The 16,395-nt window shown below is 54.3% G+C and carries 14 protein-coding genes and 1 pseudogene; 5 read left to right on the plus strand and 10 right to left on the minus strand.

Annotated elements, in window-relative coordinates; genetic code table 11:
• Positions 1-36: 36 nt before the first annotated feature.
• The 5 genes and pseudogenes from ftsI to mgrB form a co-directional block, all read right to left on the minus strand.
• On the minus strand, positions 37-1,782 hold the full coding sequence (gene ftsI / locus A3466_RS04740; RefSeq protein WP_063449622.1) for a peptidoglycan glycosyltransferase FtsI: 1,746 nt from the start codon (positions 1,780-1,782) through the stop codon (positions 37-39).
• 216 nt (positions 1,783-1,998) lie between these two features.
• A complete protein-coding gene (gene cspE / locus A3466_RS04745; RefSeq protein WP_001062678.1) occupies positions 1,999-2,208 on the minus strand; it encodes a transcription antiterminator/RNA stability regulator CspE in 210 nt (69 codons plus the stop codon).
• 12 nt (positions 2,209-2,220) lie between these two features.
• Positions 2,221-2,365 (minus strand): annotated as a pseudogene (locus tag A3466_RS04750) (DUF2627 domain-containing protein).
• A gap of 669 nt (positions 2,366-3,034) precedes the next feature.
• On the minus strand, positions 3,035-3,322 hold the full coding sequence (locus A3466_RS04755; RefSeq protein WP_063449623.1) for a YebO family protein: 288 nt from the start codon (positions 3,320-3,322) through the stop codon (positions 3,035-3,037).
• A 74-nt stretch (positions 3,323-3,396) separates the two neighbouring features.
• A complete protein-coding gene (mgrB, locus tag A3466_RS04760; RefSeq protein WP_003859906.1) occupies positions 3,397-3,540 on the minus strand; it encodes a PhoP/PhoQ regulator MgrB in 144 nt (47 codons plus the stop codon).
• Positions 3,541-3,700: 160 nt separating this feature from the next.
• Between mgrB and A3466_RS04765 the strand changes: the two genes are divergently transcribed.
• Entirely contained in the window at positions 3,701-3,940 is a 240-nt protein-coding gene (locus A3466_RS04765; RefSeq protein ID WP_063449624.1) for a YobH family protein, read from the plus strand.
• A gap of 64 nt (positions 3,941-4,004) precedes the next feature.
• On the opposite strand, the gene kdgR is transcribed toward A3466_RS04765, so the two are convergent.
• Complete coding sequence (gene kdgR / locus A3466_RS04770; protein WP_063449625.1) at positions 4,005-4,796, minus strand: DNA-binding transcriptional regulator KdgR; 792 nt, start codon at positions 4,794-4,796, stop codon at positions 4,005-4,007.
• A 178-nt stretch (positions 4,797-4,974) separates the two neighbouring features.
• On the opposite strand from kdgR, the gene A3466_RS04775 reads away from it, so the two are divergent.
• Positions 4,975-6,348 (plus strand): MFS transporter, encoded by a 1,374-nt coding sequence (locus tag A3466_RS04775; protein WP_063449626.1) that lies wholly within the window; start codon positions 4,975-4,977, stop codon positions 6,346-6,348.
• A gap of 52 nt (positions 6,349-6,400) precedes the next feature.
• Here A3466_RS04775 and htpX read toward each other — a convergent pair whose 3' ends face one another.
• From htpX to A3466_RS04795, 4 genes are all read right to left on the minus strand, one after another.
• Positions 6,401-7,282 carry a protease HtpX gene (gene htpX / locus A3466_RS04780; RefSeq protein WP_063449627.1) on the minus strand — a complete coding sequence of 294 codons (882 nt, stop codon included), beginning with the start codon at positions 7,280-7,282 and terminating at the stop codon, positions 6,401-6,403.
• Positions 7,283-7,475: 193 nt separating this feature from the next.
• Positions 7,476-9,524, minus strand: coding sequence for a carboxy terminal-processing peptidase (gene prc / locus A3466_RS04785; RefSeq protein WP_063449628.1), 2,049 nt, complete (start codon positions 9,522-9,524; stop codon positions 7,476-7,478).
• Positions 9,525-9,543: 19 nt separating this feature from the next.
• Positions 9,544-10,230: an RNA chaperone ProQ gene (gene proQ / locus A3466_RS04790; RefSeq protein ID WP_006811005.1), complete on the minus strand. Its 687-nt coding sequence runs from the start codon at positions 10,228-10,230 to the stop codon at positions 9,544-9,546.
• A gap of 96 nt (positions 10,231-10,326) precedes the next feature.
• Positions 10,327-10,824 carry a GAF domain-containing protein gene (locus A3466_RS04795; RefSeq protein WP_063449629.1) on the minus strand — a complete coding sequence of 166 codons (498 nt, stop codon included), beginning with the start codon at positions 10,822-10,824 and terminating at the stop codon, positions 10,327-10,329.
• A gap of 132 nt (positions 10,825-10,956) precedes the next feature.
• Here A3466_RS04795 and yebS point away from each other — a divergent pair, with 132 nt between their 5' ends.
• The 3 genes from yebS (at position 10,957) to rsmF (ending at position 16,362) form a co-directional block, all read left to right on the plus strand.
• Positions 10,957-12,240, plus strand: a complete 1,284-nt coding sequence (yebS, locus tag A3466_RS04800) for a membrane integrity lipid transport subunit YebS (RefSeq protein WP_063449630.1) — start codon at positions 10,957-10,959, stop codon at positions 12,238-12,240.
• Positions 12,209-14,842 (plus strand): PqiB family protein, encoded by a 2,634-nt coding sequence (locus tag A3466_RS04805; RefSeq protein ID WP_063449631.1) that lies wholly within the window; start codon positions 12,209-12,211, stop codon positions 14,840-14,842. Before yebS ends, A3466_RS04805 begins: the two co-directional genes overlap by 32 nt.
• A 77-nt stretch (positions 14,843-14,919) precedes the next feature.
• Entirely contained in the window at positions 14,920-16,362 is a 1,443-nt protein-coding gene (gene rsmF, locus A3466_RS04810) for a 16S rRNA (cytosine(1407)-C(5))-methyltransferase RsmF (protein ID WP_074160936.1), read from the plus strand.
• Positions 16,363-16,395: the final 33 nt, after the last annotated feature.

The following is a 16,395-nucleotide window of genomic DNA, read 5'->3' on the forward strand; positions in this document are numbered from 1 at the left end:
AACTCCAGGGCGTAAACCAAAAGGCGAAGTGTACCGCTATTCGCCAGGGTTATAAACGGCTGGGTGACGCATCACAATCAGATGGTCAGAATCTGCCGGCAGCCCGTCAGGCTTTACGTTTTCCAGACGCAGAACGTTCCCCATAATTTCGCTGAAAACGGGCGCAGAAACGGCCCCGCCGTAGTAGGCGCCGTTTTTAGGGTCGTTGATCACCACCACCAGTGCAAAACGGGGATCGCTGGCGGGCGCAACGCCCGCAGTGTAGGCGACGTATTTATCCACATACTTACCGTGTTCATCGATTTTTTTGGCCGTACCGGTTTTAATCGCCACGCGATAGTTACGCACCGCTGCTTTGATCCCGCCCCCGCCGGGTAACGCGACGCTCTCCATCATGTGTTCCACCTCGTGAACAATTTCCTCGGGCATCACCCGTTTGCCAATCACCGGCGGATCGATACGGGTAATGGACAGAGGCCGTTCAATGCCATAGCTGCCGATGGTGGCATACACATGCGCCAGCTGGAGGGGGGTGACCATCAGGCCATAGCCGAATGCAAAGGTCGCCCGGTCTAACTGGCTCCAGAATTTTCGCTGTGGCAGTAAGCCTGAGCTTTCCCCCGTTAAGCCAAGCCCGGTACTCTCGCCAAAACCAAAGTGCTTATAGGTATCGAGTAACCGTTGCACGGGCATCGCCAGCGAAAGACGGGATACGCCCGTGTCGCTGGACTTTTGCAGTATCCCGGTCATCGTCAGTTCCGGATAGTAGCCTACGTCGCGAATACGATGCCCATCTATAATGTAGGGATGCGTGTCAATCACGCTGTCAGGCTGAACCAGCCCCTGCTGTAGCGCCGTCATCAACACCAGAGGCTTAACGGTCGAGCCAGGTTCAAAGGTGTCACTGATCGCGCGATTGCGAAAATCATCCAGCGTTGCCCCTTCCCGATTGTTGGGGTTGAAGTCCGGGAAGCTGGCCATCGCCAGTATTTCGCCCGTCTGGATATTAATCAGTACCGACGCGCCTGACTCGGCTTTGTTCCACGCCACGGCATTATCCAGCGCGTCTTCGGTGATGGTTTGCAGGCGTTCATCGATACTAAGCTGGATATTGTGTGCAGGAACGGGGGCCACCTCAGTGAGGTTCTCCACCACATGTCCATAGCGATCTTTCCTGACCAGCCGCACGCCTGCCTTCCCGGTAAGCTGCGTGTTGAAACTTTTCTCGACGCCCTCAATACCCTGATCATCAATGTTCGTGAAGCCAATCAGGTTCGCCGCCACGTGTCCGGCGGGATAAAAGCGGCGGGACTCATCGCGAAGGTTAATACCGGGAAGACGCAGCTTGTCGATCCACTTTGCCTGGGAGGGATCAACCTGACGGGCAAGATAAATGAATCGCCCGTGCGGGTTGCTGTTTATCCGGGATGCGAGCGTGCTCAGAGAAAGGTGTAAGGCATTTGCCAGAGCCTGCCAGCGCGAATCAAACCCGACGCCCCCTTTTTCCAGCACGGTTTTGGGATCGGCCCAGACGGCCTGGACGGGTACGCTTACCGCAAGGGGACGCCCTTCACGATCAACAATCATCCCACGCGGGGCGTCTATCGCCACTTCGCGCAGGGAGCGCATATCCTCCTGCTTCACCAGATTATCCGGTTTGATAATTTGTAGCCACGCCACGCGGCCCAGCAGAAACGCGAGACTACAAAAGATGGCGAGACACAGAAGTGCAAAACGTGCCGGCGTAAAGTTTCCGGTGGTCGTTATTGTCTTTTTTTTCACCTTAACCCCAGGGCTACTGATCAACGCCCTGATTTAACGAGAAAAACGGATAATAAGTCGGGAAAAGAATGCTAATAACCTCACGGGTTTGCAACAAGATACTAACAGAGGGGGATTACGTAATATTTTGAAAAATAAGCGAATAAAAAAGCCCCGCATCGGCGAGGCTTATGTCTGAGAGCGAAGCGCCTGGCGCTTCAGTCAGCAGTGATTCGATCAGATAGCAGTTACGTTAACCGCAGCTGGGCCTTTCTGGCCGTCCTGAATTTCGAACTCAACGTTCTGGCCTTCAGCCAGAGTTTTGAAGCCGTTACCCTGGATTGCAGAGAAGTGTACGAACACGTCTTTGCTGCCGTCAGCAGGAGTAATGAAACCAAAACCTTTAGATTCGTTGAACCACTTAACTTGACCTTTAATCTTTGCCATTTGCAAAATTCCTTAGAGTGTTTTCTTAGCCCGCAGGCTTTGACATAGATAAAACTGAGACATTACTGCTTGAGGCACTAATATAAGGTTCGGCAGAGAAGCGGTATTCAACGACAACGTGTTTACTCAGGACTTCTTTACTGAAAATGCCACACATAAACAGAACTGTACCTCGTTTGACCCAAAACGTGTTATCACACACAACGTTTAATATGGCAAGCCATTTTTAAACGTGTCTCGATCCGCCGCACAAATTCACGTGTTACTCCAGAACAATCTGCGCGGTTATGCGTATTGTCAAATGAAGCGCCACCTGATCTACCGGCCTACAGAGCGCCTTGACGCGCCCTGTAATCAAAGACTTTTTAAACATAGCTCAATCATTTCAAAGCGTCCATCCCAAACCCTACTTTTCTTTAAAGGAATGACTGAGTTAGAACTTTTTGTGAAAAGTTATGCTGAAAACATTGCAAAGCACCAACGTGTGACAGTAAATAAAAAAGTTAATCAGCTATTGCTAACTGTATTAAAATCCACCGTTTAATAAGTGTTATTATGCACCAAAATAATGAAATTTTTATGACTCTGCCTCAAAAGAAGGCAAGCAAAACGTTTCGATAAAAATAAAACACTTTTGGCGAGTTAAAGCAGACTATTTATTCAACGAAACGGTATTTGTTAAATAAGGATAAATATTCGCCAGTTTTCAGTGTACTGAAACAAAAGTTAACTACTGCTTAATTCTTTGCGGGGATGTTGCGGGAAAAACGTGATAAGGGAGGAGATTTACGCCGTACGCTCAGGCCACCTCCCCGATCTGGGCAGACTATCTTTCGGCTACCAGGCGAATGAAGTCTTCCTCATCTTGTTGCGAAGCAGTAGCGTCCTTCGGTATCGCTTTCTCTTCCGGTTCGTTGGCTTCACACAAACGACGCAGCAACGCATTCTGCCGTTTCTGCTGATCAAGCAACGCTTCCAGCAGCTCAATTTGCTCGTTTGTGCGGGAACTGGCGCGGTTAACGAAGAACCACAGCACCAGGCCAACAGCCAGCACAACCAACGCCATTACCAGGGATGCAATGCTCAGCAGCCCCGAATTCAGTAACTCACCCATTTCACCACCTCAGTAAAAACCGCTATTTTACCACTGCCGCCACGTAAGAACATCGCTCAGCGTAAAAATGACGTCTACCAGGGGATAAACTTATTGATTGAACAAATGCCGCTAAAGAACTGTACATCCTGATCGCACATCACATTGATAGTCTGCGTCCACAGCACCACGCATGCTATCAACACTATAATCAGAATTACCCAGCGTATTTTTTTCACTCCACACTCCGTCTTATGACCTGATGTAGCCAGGTTATCACGGCTATCTTAAACAGGGGCTAACTGTACCTTCAACTGACTCTTTTCGGAATCGTGCACTTGTTTCACTGCGTAAACCCGTTACGCTTACTCCATGACAACAAAGAAAAAAGAGGCATCGATGCGTTTACTCGTTCGTACGGTAATTGTACTGGCACTTGTGTGGATCGGCCTGCTGTTAAGTGGGTATGGCGTATTAATGGGAAGCAAAGAAAATGCCGCGGGTTTGGGTATTCAGTGTAAATATCTCACCGCCCAGGGGGTAAGCACGGCGCAGTACATCCATTCAGACAGCGGGATCATCGGGCTAAGCAACTGTCCCGTACTGCGTAAGTCCTCTGTCGTGGTTGATAACGGCTAATCAGCGCTGAACTCACTCTGCAAAAACGCCGCAAAAATGCGGCGTTTTTTACTGGCGGCATCGATCAGAACGGGTAGTCGTTATAGCCCATCTGCTCTGAAATTTTGCGCGCTGCGGTATGCAGAATTGCCACATACTCATGAAGACGCTCTTCGGAAAAACGCAGCGTCGGGAACGAGATGCTCAGGCCCGCAATGACAACGCCGAAGCGGTCAAACACCGGCACACCGATGCAGCGCAGCCCTTCTTCCTGCTCTTCGTTATCTTCCCCGTAGCCCTGCTCGCGTACGCTATCCAGCACGCTCAGCAGTTCATCCGTACTGGTGATAGTGCGGTCGGTACTACGCTTGTATTCCACGCCGTCAAGGATTTGCTTCACCTCTTCGCGATCGCGCCAGGCCAGCAGCACTTTACCAATTGCGGTACTGTAGAGCGGGTTACGGCGACCGATGCGTGAATACATGCGCAGGTTGTACATGGAATCGATTTTGTGGATGTAAACAATGCTGTCTTCATCCAGTGCGCCGAGGTGAATTGTCTCTTTCGTCAGCCGTGAAAGTTCACGCATCTGAATGTCCGCGCTGCGGATCAGATCCACGTTTTGCAAGGCACGAGCGCCCAGTTCAAACAGCTTCAGGGTCAGAGAATATTTTTCTGATTCTCCTTCCTGCGCGACATAACCCAATGATTTCATCGTCTGCAAAAAGCGATAAACGGTGCTTTTCGACATCATCACACGCTGAGACAACTCTGTAATACCAATTTCACGCTCTTCTCCGAGCGCCTGCAAGATGCCAAACACCTTCAGCACGGAAGAAACAGAATCTGGCTGTTTATCCAAATCTGCGATTGCCATTTATCACCTCATGGAGAGTGTTTTATAAAAATCAGAACCGGTTTTTATTATAAATTCGTGTGATGCGTGCTGCAATCTATCTGGCTTTACTTCGTTACAAATCTGCGACATAAAACCGAAATAACGGTGCTAAAATAGTTACCCTGAAAATAATTTCACGCTGAGTCATTCTTTTCCCATGCAAAAAAACGTTTCTGATGGCCTGCCCTTACCGCAGCGGTACGGGGCAATTGCCACTATTGTCATCGGCATTTCGATGGCCGTCCTTGACGGTGCGATTGCCAACGTTGCTCTTCCTACCATTGCAACAGATCTCAATGCGTCTCCTGCAAGCTCCATCTGGATTGTGAATGCGTACCAAATCGCGATTGTGATTTCCCTCCTGTCACTCTCTTTCCTGGGCGATATGTTTGGCTATCGCCGGGTTTACCAGTGCGGGCTGGTGGTCTTTACCCTCACCTCGCTCTTCTGTGCCCTTTCCGATTCACTGCACACCCTCACCCTGGCGCGTATCGCTCAGGGCTTTGGGGGCGCGGCGCTGATGAGCGTGAATACGGCCCTGATTCGGCTCATCTATCCTCATCGCCACCTTGGACGCGGCATGGGCATTAACTCCTTTATTGTGGCCGTGTCGTCTGCCGCCGGGCCGACGATTGCCGCTGCCATTCTGTCTGTCGCCTCGTGGCAGTGGCTGTTTGCCATCAACGTGCCCCTTGGCATCGTGGCTATCTTCTTCGCCCTGCGCTATCTACCGGAAAATGGTCCGAAAAACACCACGCCACGCTTCGACCTGCCCAGCGCCGTGATGAACGCGCTGACCTTTGGCCTGCTGATTACCGCGCTGAGCGGATTTGCGCAGGGGCAGTCGCTAACGCTCATAGCCGCAGAAATCGTTGCCCTGCTTGTTATCGGCTTTTTCTTTGTACGACGCCAGCTGGCGCTCCCCGTGCCGTTACTGCCGGTAGATTTGCTGCGTATACCGCTGTTTTCGCTCTCCATTTGCACCTCAATTTGCTCGTTTTGCGCCCAGATGCTGGCGCTGGTTGCGCTGCCGTTCTTTTTACAGAGCGTGATCGGTCGTTCAGAAGTGGAAACGGGCTTGCTGCTCACGCCCTGGCCTCTGGCAACCATGGTGATGGCCCCGCTGGCCGGGTATCTTATTGAGCGAGTTCACGCCGGACTGCTGGGGGCTATCGGGCTGGTAGTCATGGCAGTGGGACTGTTTGCGCTGGCGCTACTGCCCTCCTCGCCGGGGGACCTGGATATTATCTGGCGTATGATCCTCTGCGGTGCGGGTTTTGGTCTGTTCCAGTCACCGAACAACCACACAATTATCACCTCTGCCCCACGCCATCGCAGCGGTGGCGCCAGCGGAATGCTGGGGACGGCACGGCTATTAGGGCAAAGTACCGGGGCCGCACTGGTGGCGTTGATGTTTAACCTTGCCGGGCAGAATGCGACACACGTTGCGCTGATCGCCGCTGGGACGCTGGCAACCCTCGCGGCTGTCGTCAGCGGGCTACGTATCACCCAGCCGAAGGCGCAGGCATAAAAAAACCGGGCGGAGAGGGTCTCCTGCCCGGTTTTTATTCATGCGGCTGGTATTACTTCAGGTATTCGCCGTTACGCAGCGCTTCAATACGTTTATCCAGCGGTGGGTGAGACATAAACAGCTCGCTCAGCGACTTAGATTTACCGTTGATGCAGAAGGCCATCATGCTGTTCGCTTCCTGCGGCTCGTAGCTGGTTTTCAGACGTTGCAGCGCTGCAATCATCTTCTCACGACCCACCAGTTTCGCTGAACCGGCATCCGCATGGAACTCACGGTGACGGGAGAACCACATGGTAATGATGCTTGCCAGGATACCGAACACCAGCTCCAGCACCATCGAAACAGCAAAATAGATCAGCGGGTTGCCGTTGCTCTCTTCACCCTCATCACGGTTGCCGCCCATAAACCCGGCAGCGATTTGCGCAAGAATACGGGAAATAAAGATAACGAAGGTGTTCACCACGCCCTGAATCAGGGTCATGGTGACCATATCGCCGTTGGCGATGTGGCTGATCTCGTGGGCAATAACCGCTTCCGCTTCGTCACGGCTCATGTTTTGCAGCAGACCGGTACTGACGGCCACCAGGGACGCATCACGACGCGCACCGGTAGCAAATGCGTTAATATCCGGCGCGTGGTAAATCGCCACCTGCGGCATGGCAATGCCCGCCTGCTTTGACTGCTGAGCAACCGTGCTCATCAGCCACTGTTCCATATCGTTACGCGGCTGCTCGATAACTTCACCGCCCACGGATTTCAGTGCCATCCACTTCGACATCAGCAGTGAAATGAAAGAGCCACCGAAACCAAACAGCAGCGCCATAATCAACAGACCCTGAACGCTGCTCGACTGAATTCCCGTCAGGCTTAGCACCAGCCCGAATACCACCATAACCGCCAGGTTGGTGAGCAGGAAGAGCGCGATTCGCATCATAATATTCTTTTAACCTCAGTTTAACAAAACGCACTATGCGATTACCCACATCGTATGGGTATTGCGGGTATTTTCAAGCATCCAGACGGCGTAAGTCACCAGAAAGACACAACTTTACACAATTGGAAATCTGCCTGACGGAAGGATGTAGAACAAAAAGAAACAGGCACAATCTCTTGTGCCTGTTGGGGAGTTATTTTGCCGGAGCAGGTTGCACGGCAGGTTTATCTTTTTCCAGCTTCGCGAGATCAAGCGCGATATGCACCGTCTCGTCCAGGTACGGATCGGGCTCCTGGTAATCCTTAGGCAGATCGTCCAGGTTTTTGAGCAGAGGCTTACCTTCGCGCTTGAAGCGATCGTTGATACGCGCCAGACGCGTCGCGTCATCTTCATTGTTCTCTTTCTCACGCTGGGCGTAGTTCAGAGACACAATGTTCCGTTTCGCTTTCAGCGCGTTGAAACGCGCAATGTCCTTCATGATGTACTGGAATTCAGGATCCTTCCCGATGCGATCGTTGTGATTTTTCAACAGTTCCGGTCCGAACTGCTTCATATCACCCGATTTCACGAATGTCGCGGCATCGATGCTATCCCACGGCAACGCGTTATCTTCAAACTTCTCGCCGGTTTCCGTCTCTTCAGTACCTGTCGGCATCATGATGTCCGGCGTGACGCCCTTACGCTGCGTACTGCCGCCGTTGACGCGGTAAAACTTCTGAATGGTGTACTGTACTGAACCCAACGCCGGCCATTCAGGGCGCAGCATCTGGTCATAAATACGGTTCAGAGAGCGATACTGCTGAACGGTGCCCTTGCCAAACGTCGGTTCGCCGACAATTAACGCCCGGCCATAATCCTGCATGGCGGCAGCAAAGATTTCCGATGCAGAGGCACTGAAGCGATCGACCAGGACCACCAGCGGCCCCTTATAGTAGACCACGCCATCGGTATCGGCATCTTCACGCACTTTACCGTTGTTATCGCGCACCTGCACCACCGGGCCAGACGGGATAAACAGCCCGGACAGCGAGACGGCTTCGGTCAGTGCCCCGCCGCCGTTGCTGCGCAGGTCAATGATCACGCTGCTGACATTCTGCTTCTCAAGCTTCTGTAGCTGCACTTTCACGTCATCGGTCAGGCCAACGTAGAAGCCCGGGATATCCAGTACGCCAACCTTCTCTTTACCCACGGTTTTCACCGACATTTTCACCGCGCGATCTTCCAGACGGATACGCTCACGGGTCAGGGTAATGATGCGGGTTTTGGTGCCCTTACCGGCTGGCAGGATCTCCAGGCGCACTTTGCTGCCCTTCGGCCCTTTGATCAGCGCAACAACGTCATCAAGACGCCAGCCAATTACGTCCACCATGCTCTTTCCGGTCTGACCAACACCCACAATGCGGTCGCCTACGCTGATCGCTTTGCTTTTAGACGCAGGGCCACCGGCCACCATGGAGTTGATAACGGTGTAGTCATCGTCCATCTGAAGCACCGCACCAATACCTTCCAGAGACAGGCTCATTTCGGTGTTGAACTGTTCGGTGTTACGTGGAGAGAGATAGTTGGTGTGCGGGTCAATTTCATGCGCAAACGCGGTCATCGCCAGTGAAAAAACGTCTTCACTGTTGGTCTGCGCCAGACGACGAATAGCGAACTTGTAGCGACGGTTTAACGTCTCACGGATCTCTTTCTCGTCTTTGCCGGTGAGCTTGAGGCTCAGTTCGTCATATTTGACTTTTCCGTCCCACAGCGCATTCAGCTCAGCCTCGTCTTTCGGCCATGGCGCTTTGCTGCGGTCCAGATTAAAGGTGTCGTTGCCGGTGAAGTCCATTGGACGTTCCAGCACTTTGAGCGCGTATTGATAACGTTCAAAACGGCGCTTTTGCGATAAGTTGTAGAGATCGTAAAACAGATCCAGCTTTCCGGAGCGCAGCTCATCACCCACTTCGGATTTGCGTTTCGCGAACTGTTCGACATCGCTGGCCAGCAGTACGTTATGGCTGTAATCCAGCAAGTTCAGATAACGGTCAAAGATTTTGGCCGAAAAGGCCTGATCGAGATCGAACTGACGATAGTGCGAACGAGTAAAGCGCGACGTCACGCGCTCACTCACCGTCGCGTGCTGAGTCTCTTCCTTGAGAACCGGAATTTGATCGACACGCGTAATATCGTCCACAGCGAAAGCGTGACCTGTTATAGCAAACAGGCCAGCCAGCGCGGTGAGCTTAAAAAAAGTGTTCATGCCAGGCTCGGCCTCCGTTTCAGAACAACAAGTGTTCTGCGCGTACAATCATTGACATACCAGAAGTCAGCTGTACACGAACGCCATCTTTGGTGATTTCCAGTACGGTGGCGTCCATCGCGTTGTTACCCGCTTTCACCTTCAGAGACTGACCTACGCTCAGCGCATTGATGTCAGAAACCGGGGTGTGGCGCGGCTCTTCGCGCGGCGCACGTGGGGCTTTAGCTGCTGGTTTGTCAGCACGCGGTTTGCGATCGTTATTTTCTGCACGACGCGGTGCCGGGCGCGGTTTACGCTCGCGACGAGGGGCGTCTTCCTGACCGTTTGCCGCTGCGGCTTCGCGTTTTTTCGCCTGCTGTTCCGCACGCTGTGCCTGCACGCGAGCTTTGGCTTCTTCAAGCTGCTTACGCGCATGTTCTACGTGCTGTTCGTCCAGCTCACCGCACGGGTTGCCGTCAAGGTCGACACGGGTCGCACCCGGCTTGATACCGTACAGGTAACGCCAGCTCGAGGTATAAAGGCGTAATGCAGAGCGAAGCTGCGTTTTGCTGAGGTTCATCTCCCCCTCAACGCGCGCGACCAGATCCTGAAAGATACCGACTTTCAGAGGACGCGCTTCACCTTCAGCGCTGAAGCACTGCGGGAAACGCTCGGCCAGAAATGCGATAACTTCTTTACTGCTATTCAACTTAGGTTGATTTTCCATGAAATTTCCTGATTACAACGGACGTTGCCAACAAGCGCAGGCATGAACAGGCGACATTATAATGACGCTATCAGTAAATGCTACGTTATCCGTTGATTATCCTGCGACGCTCGCAAAGAATTTATGATAATCGGTCTCTGCAAGAACATTTTCCAGGTTCACCGCAAGCGTGCGCAGCCCCTGTTCGTCCTCGGCAGTGAAGCGGCTGAAGACCGTGCTGTCGATATCCAGAACGCCAATAATCTGATTTTTTACCACCAGAGGCAGTACGATTTCAGCGTTGCTTGCGGCGTCGCAGGCAATATGGCCGTCAAACGCGTGGACGTCTTCAACGCGCTGAACCTCACGCGTTGCCACGGCGGTACCGCACACGCCACGCCCTACCGGAATGCGAACGCAGGCCAGCTTGCCTTGAAACGGCCCAAGCACCAGCGTGTCGTCTTCCAGCAGATAAAAGCCGGCCCAGTTCACGTCAGAGAGGCGCTCGAAGAGTAACGCGCTGGTATTTGCCAGAGTGGCTAAGAAACTGGTTTCCCCTGCCATTAATGCTTTAAGATCGCGATTCAGATCCGCGTAGAATTCTGTTTTGTTCATTCTTCAATCACTTAGTTAACTTACAAATTTACCGCATAGCCTATTAAAATAAGCATTAAATGCGCTCATGCTCAAGATGAATCCGTACATGAGTTATTATAACTTTCAACAATACTAAACCGCGCGCGACTCATGGCCATAAAAACACCCAAAATTACGCCGACAGGAAAGATCGTTATCCATACGGTAAGCGAAGCTTTGCCTCGTGCACATTATCAGCGTTGCCCCCAGTGCGATACGCTTTTTATGTTGCCGAAGATGAAATCGCACCAAAGCGCCTTTTGTCCTCGCTGCGATGCCAAAATTCGCGATGGACGAGACTGGTCGCTTACGCGTCTGGCCGCAATGGCGGTCACCATGCTGCTGCTGATGCCGTTTGCCTGGACCGAACCGCTGCTGAAGCTCTATCTTCTGGGCGTGCGCATCGACGCCAACGTATTTCAGGGGATCTGGCAGATGACGCGCGAGGGCGATCCGCTCACCGGCGCGATGGTGCTCTTCTGCGTCGTCGGCGCGCCGCTGGTGCTGGTCGCGGCGATTGCCTACCTGTGGTTTGGCAATATTCTGGGGATGAACCTGCGCCCGGTGCTGCTTATGCTGGATAAGCTCAAAGAGTGGGTCATGCTGGATATCTATCTGGTGGGCGTCGGCGTGGCCTCCATCAAGGTGCAGGACTACGCGTTTTTACAGCCCGGTATTGGCCTTTTTGCGTTCATATCGCTGGTCCTGCTGAGTATTTTGACCATGATCCATCTGAACGTTGAACAGCTCTGGGAGCGCTTTTACCCTCAGCGCCCCGCGACACGGCCCGATGAAAACCTGCGCGTCTGCCTTGGATGTCACTACACCGGTTTTCCGGATAAACGCGGCAGGTGCCCGCGCTGCCATATTCCGCTAAGATTGCGGCGCAACAATAGCCTGCAAAAATGCTGGGCGGCGCTCATCGCCTCGCTGGTATTTTTGTTCCCGGCCAACATGCTGCCCATCTCGGTGATTTACGTGAACGGCGCCCGCCAGGAAGATACGATCCTCTCCGGGATCATTTCTCTGGCGCACAGTAACGTGGGGGTCGCCGCGATTGTTTTTATCGCCAGTATTCTGGTGCCCTTTACCAAAGTGGTGGTGATGTTTACGCTACTTATCAGCATTCACTTTAAATGCGAACAAGGACTCCGCACCCGCATCCTGCTTCTGCGATTCGTGACCTGGATCGGTCGCTGGTCGATGTTGGATCTGTTCGTGATTTCGCTGATGATGTCGCTCATCAATCGCGATCAGTTACTTGCTTTTACCATGGGACCCGCAGCTTTTTATTTCGGCTCTGCGGTGATATTGACTATTCTTGCAGTGGAATGGCTGGACAGCCGCTTACTTTGGGACGCACATGAGTCAGGAAACGCCCGCTTCGCCGACTGAAGCGAGAATTAAAACTAAACGCCGCATTTCGCCATTCTGGCTGCTGCCTGTCATCGCGCTGATGATCGCAGGCTGGCTTATCTGGACGAGCTATGAAGATCGCGGAAGTACCATCACGATTGATTTCCAGTCTGCGGACGGCATTGTCGCCGGACGTACCCCCGTTCGCTTCCAGGGGGTGGAAGTGGGGACAGTGCAGGATATCTCTCTCGGCAAAGGGCTGAACAAAATCCAGGTGCGGGCGAGCATTAAGTCCGATATGCAGGACGCGCTGCGCGCCGAAACGCAGTTCTGGCTGGTAACGCCAAAAGCCTCGCTGGCCGGCGTTTCCGGGCTGGATGCGCTCGTGGGCGGTAACTATATCGGCATGATGCCCGGTAAAGGTGAGCCGCAGGATCACTTCGTTGCGCTGGATACGCAGCCTAAATACCGGCTGAATAACGGCGATTTGATGATCCATCTCCGCGCGCCGGATTTAGGATCGCTGAACAGCGGTTCTCTGGTCTATTTCCGCAAAATTCCGGTTGGCCGCGTATACGATTACGCCATTAACCCGAACAAAGATGGCGTGACCATCGACGTGCTGATCGAACGGCGCTTTACCAACCTGGTGAAAAAAGGTAGCCGTTTCTGGAACGTCTCCGGCGTCGATGCCGATCTGAGCTTAAGCGGTGCGAAAGTGAAGCTTGAGAGCCTGGCGGCGCTGGTGAATGGCGCTATCGCCTTCGATTCCCCGGAAGGCTCAAGCCCTGCCGCCGCTGAAGATACGTTTGGCCTGTATGCTGACCTGGCGCACAGCCAGCGCGGCGTCATCGTCAAGCTGACCCTGCCCGATGCTAAAGGACTGAAAGCCGGCTCGACCCCGCTGATGTACCAGGGATTAGAGGTCGGCCAGCTGACGAAATTAACCCTCAATGCGGGCGGCTCCGTCACCGGCGAGATGACCGTGGATCCAAGCGTGGTCGATCTCCTGCGTGAGAAGACGCGTATTGAGCTGCGTAATCCGAAGCTGTCGCTCAGCGACGCCAGCATCAGCTCGCTGCTGACCGGCAGTACCTTCGAACTGATCCCGGGAGAAGGCCAGCCGAATAAAACCTTTGTTATCGCCCCGGCGGATAAAGCGCTGCTGCAAAAGCCGGGCGTGCAGACGATTACCCTGAACGCACCGGAGAGCTATGGCATCGAAGCCGGACAGCCGCTGATCCTGCACGGTGTGCAGGTAGGCCAGGTTCTCGAACGTAAGCTGACAGAAAAAGGGGTCTCCTTCTCCGCCGCCATCGATCCGCAGTACAGCAATCTGGTCCACGGCGACAGTAAATTTGTGGTCAACAGCCGGGTCGACGTGAAGGTGGGCCTGGACGGCGTTGAGTTCCTCGGCGCCAGCGCCAGCGAGTGGGTTAACGGCGGGATCCGCATTCTGCCGGGCAGCAAAGGTGCGCTGCGCGAGAGCTATCCGCTATTCGCAAACCTGGACAAAGCCATTGAAAACAGCATGGGCGACCTGCCGACCACCACGCTGACCTTAAGTGCTGAAACGCTGCCGGATGTCCAGGCGGGCTCCGTGGTGCTCTACCGCAAGTTTGAGGTCGGGGAAGTGATCACCGTTCGTCCTCGCGCGGACGCGTTTGATATCGAACTGCACATCAAGCCGGAGTACCGCAAGCTGCTCACGCCAAACAGCGTGTTCTGGGCGGAAGGCGGCGCGAAGGTCCAGCTTAACGGCAGTGGCCTGACCGTACAGGCGTCTCCCCTCTCCCGTGCCCTGCGCGGTGCGATCAGCTTTGACAACCTGAGCGGCGCGGGCGGCAACATGCGTAAAGGTGACAAGCGGATCCTCTTCCCGTCTGAAACCGCAGCGCGCGCCGTCGGGGGGCAGATTACGCTACACACCTTTGACGCCGGTAAACTGGCGGAAGGGATGCCTATCCGCTATCTCGGCATTGATATCGGGCAGGTCCAGAAGCTGAAGCTCATTACCGCGCGCAATGAAGTCCAGGCCACCGCCGTGCTTTATCCGGAATATGTGCAGACGTTTGCCCGCGCTGGCTCGCGCTTCTCGGTAGTTACGCCGCAAATTTCTGCCGCAGGGGTTGAGCACCTCGACACTATACTTCAGCCGTACATTAACGTTGAACCGGGTCGCGGCAACGCGCGTCGTGAGTTTGAGTTGCAGGAGGCGACCATCACCGATTCCCGCTATCTGGACGGTCTGAGCATCGTGGTTGAAGTGCCGGAAGCCGGTTCACTGGGCATCGGCACGCCGGTGCTGTTCCGCGGCATTGAGGTAGGCACGGTAACCAGCCTGACGCTGGGTAATCTGTCCGATCGCGTGATGGTCGGCCTGCGCATCAGCCAGCGATATCAGCATCTGGTCCGCAACAATTCGGTGTTCTGGCTGGCTTCAGGATACTCCCTCGACTTCGGCCTGACCGGCGGCGTGGTGAAAACCGGTACCTTTAACCAGTTCATTCGCGGCGGCATTGCCTTCGCGACCCCGCCGGGCACGCCTCTGGCACCTAAAGCGCAGGCAGGTAAACACTTCCTGCTGCTGGAAAGTGAACCGAAAGAGTGGCGCGAATGGGGCACGGCGCTGCCGCGTTAATCTCGCAGGCTCCGGTGTCAACGCGCCGGAGCCTTTATGTTACACTGCGCACCTGAATGTTTCCCTGTGGTGTGCCCGTGGCTCAAAACTCCGTATTTCTTCCCGAACAATTCCTCGCGCAGATGCGCGAGGCGCTTCCTGCTCATCTCTCTTTCGACGATTTTGTCTCCGCCTGCCAGCGCCCTTTGCGCCGGAGTATTCGCGTCAATACGCTGAAAATCAGCGTCGGAGCATTTCTGGATCTCGTCTCCCCCTACGGCTGGCAGCTGACGCCGGTGCCGTGGTGTGAAGAAGGGTTCTGGATCGAGCGGGATGACGAGGAAAGTTTGCCCCTCGGCAGCACCGCCGAGCACCTGAGCGGGCTGTTTTATATTCAGGAAGCCAGCTCCATGCTGCCGGTTGCCGCGCTGTTTGCCGATGATAACCAGCCTGAACGGGTGATGGATGTCGCCGCGGCGCCGGGCTCTAAAACCACGCAGATTGCCGCCCGGATGAACAACCGCGGCGCGATCCTCGCCAATGAATTTTCCGCCAGCCGCGTGAAGGTTCTCCACGCCAATATCAGCCGCTGCGGGATCCACAACGTCGCGTTAACGCACTTTGACGGTCGCGTTTTTGGGGCTGCCCTGCCGGAAGCCTTTGATGCCATCCTGCTTGATGCGCCCTGCTCCGGCGAAGGCGTGGTGCGAAAAGATCCTGATGCATTAAAAAACTGGTCCGTTGAAAGCAACCTTGAGATCGCCGCCACGCAGCGTGAACTGATCGACAGCGCGTTCCATGCCCTGCGCCCCGGCGGGACGCTGGTTTACTCCACCTGCACGCTGAACCGCGATGAAAACGAGGACGTCTGCCTGTGGCTGAAGGCGCGCTATCCGGACGCCGTCGAGTTTTTACCGCTGGATACGCTGTTTGACTCGGCCAGTGAAGCCGCCACGCCTGAAGGCTTCCTGCATGTCTTCCCGCAGATTTACGATTGCGAAGGTTTCTTTGTCGCGCGCCTGCGTAAAACTGGCGCCGTGGAGCCCCTGCCCGCGCCGACGTTTAAGGTTGGTAAATTCCCTTTCACGCCGGTTAAAGGCCGTGAAGCGGCACAGGTGGAGGCGGCGGCAAACAAAGTGGGTCTGCGCTGGGATGAGAGCCTGCACCTCTGGATGCGTGACAAAGAACTGTGGCTGTTCCCGACCCATATCGAACCGCTGATGGGTAAAGTGCGTTTCTCCCGCCTCGGTATTCGCCTGGCGGAGATCCACAACAAGGGCTATCGCTGGCAGCATGAAGCGGTCATTGCGCTGGCGGGTCATGAAAACACCTTCGCCCTGACGCATCAGGAAGCGGAAGAGTGGTATCGCGGTCGTGACGTTTATCCGGAAAACGGTCCGGCGCAGGATGAAACGATCGTGACGTATCAGGGCTTTCCGCTGGGTCTGGCGAAAAAAGTCGGCTCGCGGCTGAAAAACAGTTATCCGCGCGAACTGGTTCGCGATGGCCGTCTGTTTACCGGTAACAGCCGCACCGCCTGAAAAAAACGCATTTTTTAACTGGCGATTTCGCTC

The organism is Enterobacter genomosp. S (assembly GCF_001631805.1).
Taxonomy (GTDB): Bacteria; Pseudomonadota; Gammaproteobacteria; order Enterobacterales; family Enterobacteriaceae; genus Enterobacter; species Enterobacter quasihormaechei.

Coding starts and splice junctions, on each gene's coding strand:
- cspE (WP_001062678.1), bottom strand. CDS start 2,208: ATGGCAAAGATTAAAGGTCAAGTTAAGTGGTTCAACGAATCTAAAGGT.
- A3466_RS04755 (WP_063449623.1), bottom strand. CDS start 3,322: ATGGGTGAGTTACTGAATTCGGGGCTGCTGAGCATTGCATCCCTGGTA.
- A3466_RS04765 (WP_063449624.1), top strand. CDS start 3,701: ATGCGTTTACTCGTTCGTACGGTAATTGTACTGGCACTTGTGTGGATC.
- kdgR (WP_063449625.1), bottom strand. CDS start 4,796: ATGGCAATCGCAGATTTGGATAAACAGCCAGATTCTGTTTCTTCCGTG.
- A3466_RS04775 (WP_063449626.1), top strand. CDS start 4,975: ATGCAAAAAAACGTTTCTGATGGCCTGCCCTTACCGCAGCGGTACGGG.
- htpX (WP_063449627.1), bottom strand. CDS start 7,282: ATGATGCGAATCGCGCTCTTCCTGCTCACCAACCTGGCGGTTATGGTG.
- prc (WP_063449628.1), bottom strand. CDS start 9,524: ATGAACACTTTTTTTAAGCTCACCGCGCTGGCTGGCCTGTTTGCTATA.
- proQ (WP_006811005.1), bottom strand. CDS start 10,230: ATGGAAAATCAACCTAAGTTGAATAGCAGTAAAGAAGTTATCGCATTT.
- A3466_RS04795 (WP_063449629.1), bottom strand. CDS start 10,824: ATGAACAAAACAGAATTCTACGCGGATCTGAATCGCGATCTTAAAGCA.
- yebS (WP_063449630.1), top strand. CDS start 10,957: ATGGCCATAAAAACACCCAAAATTACGCCGACAGGAAAGATCGTTATC.
- A3466_RS04805 (WP_063449631.1), top strand. CDS start 12,209: ATGAGTCAGGAAACGCCCGCTTCGCCGACTGAAGCGAGAATTAAAACT.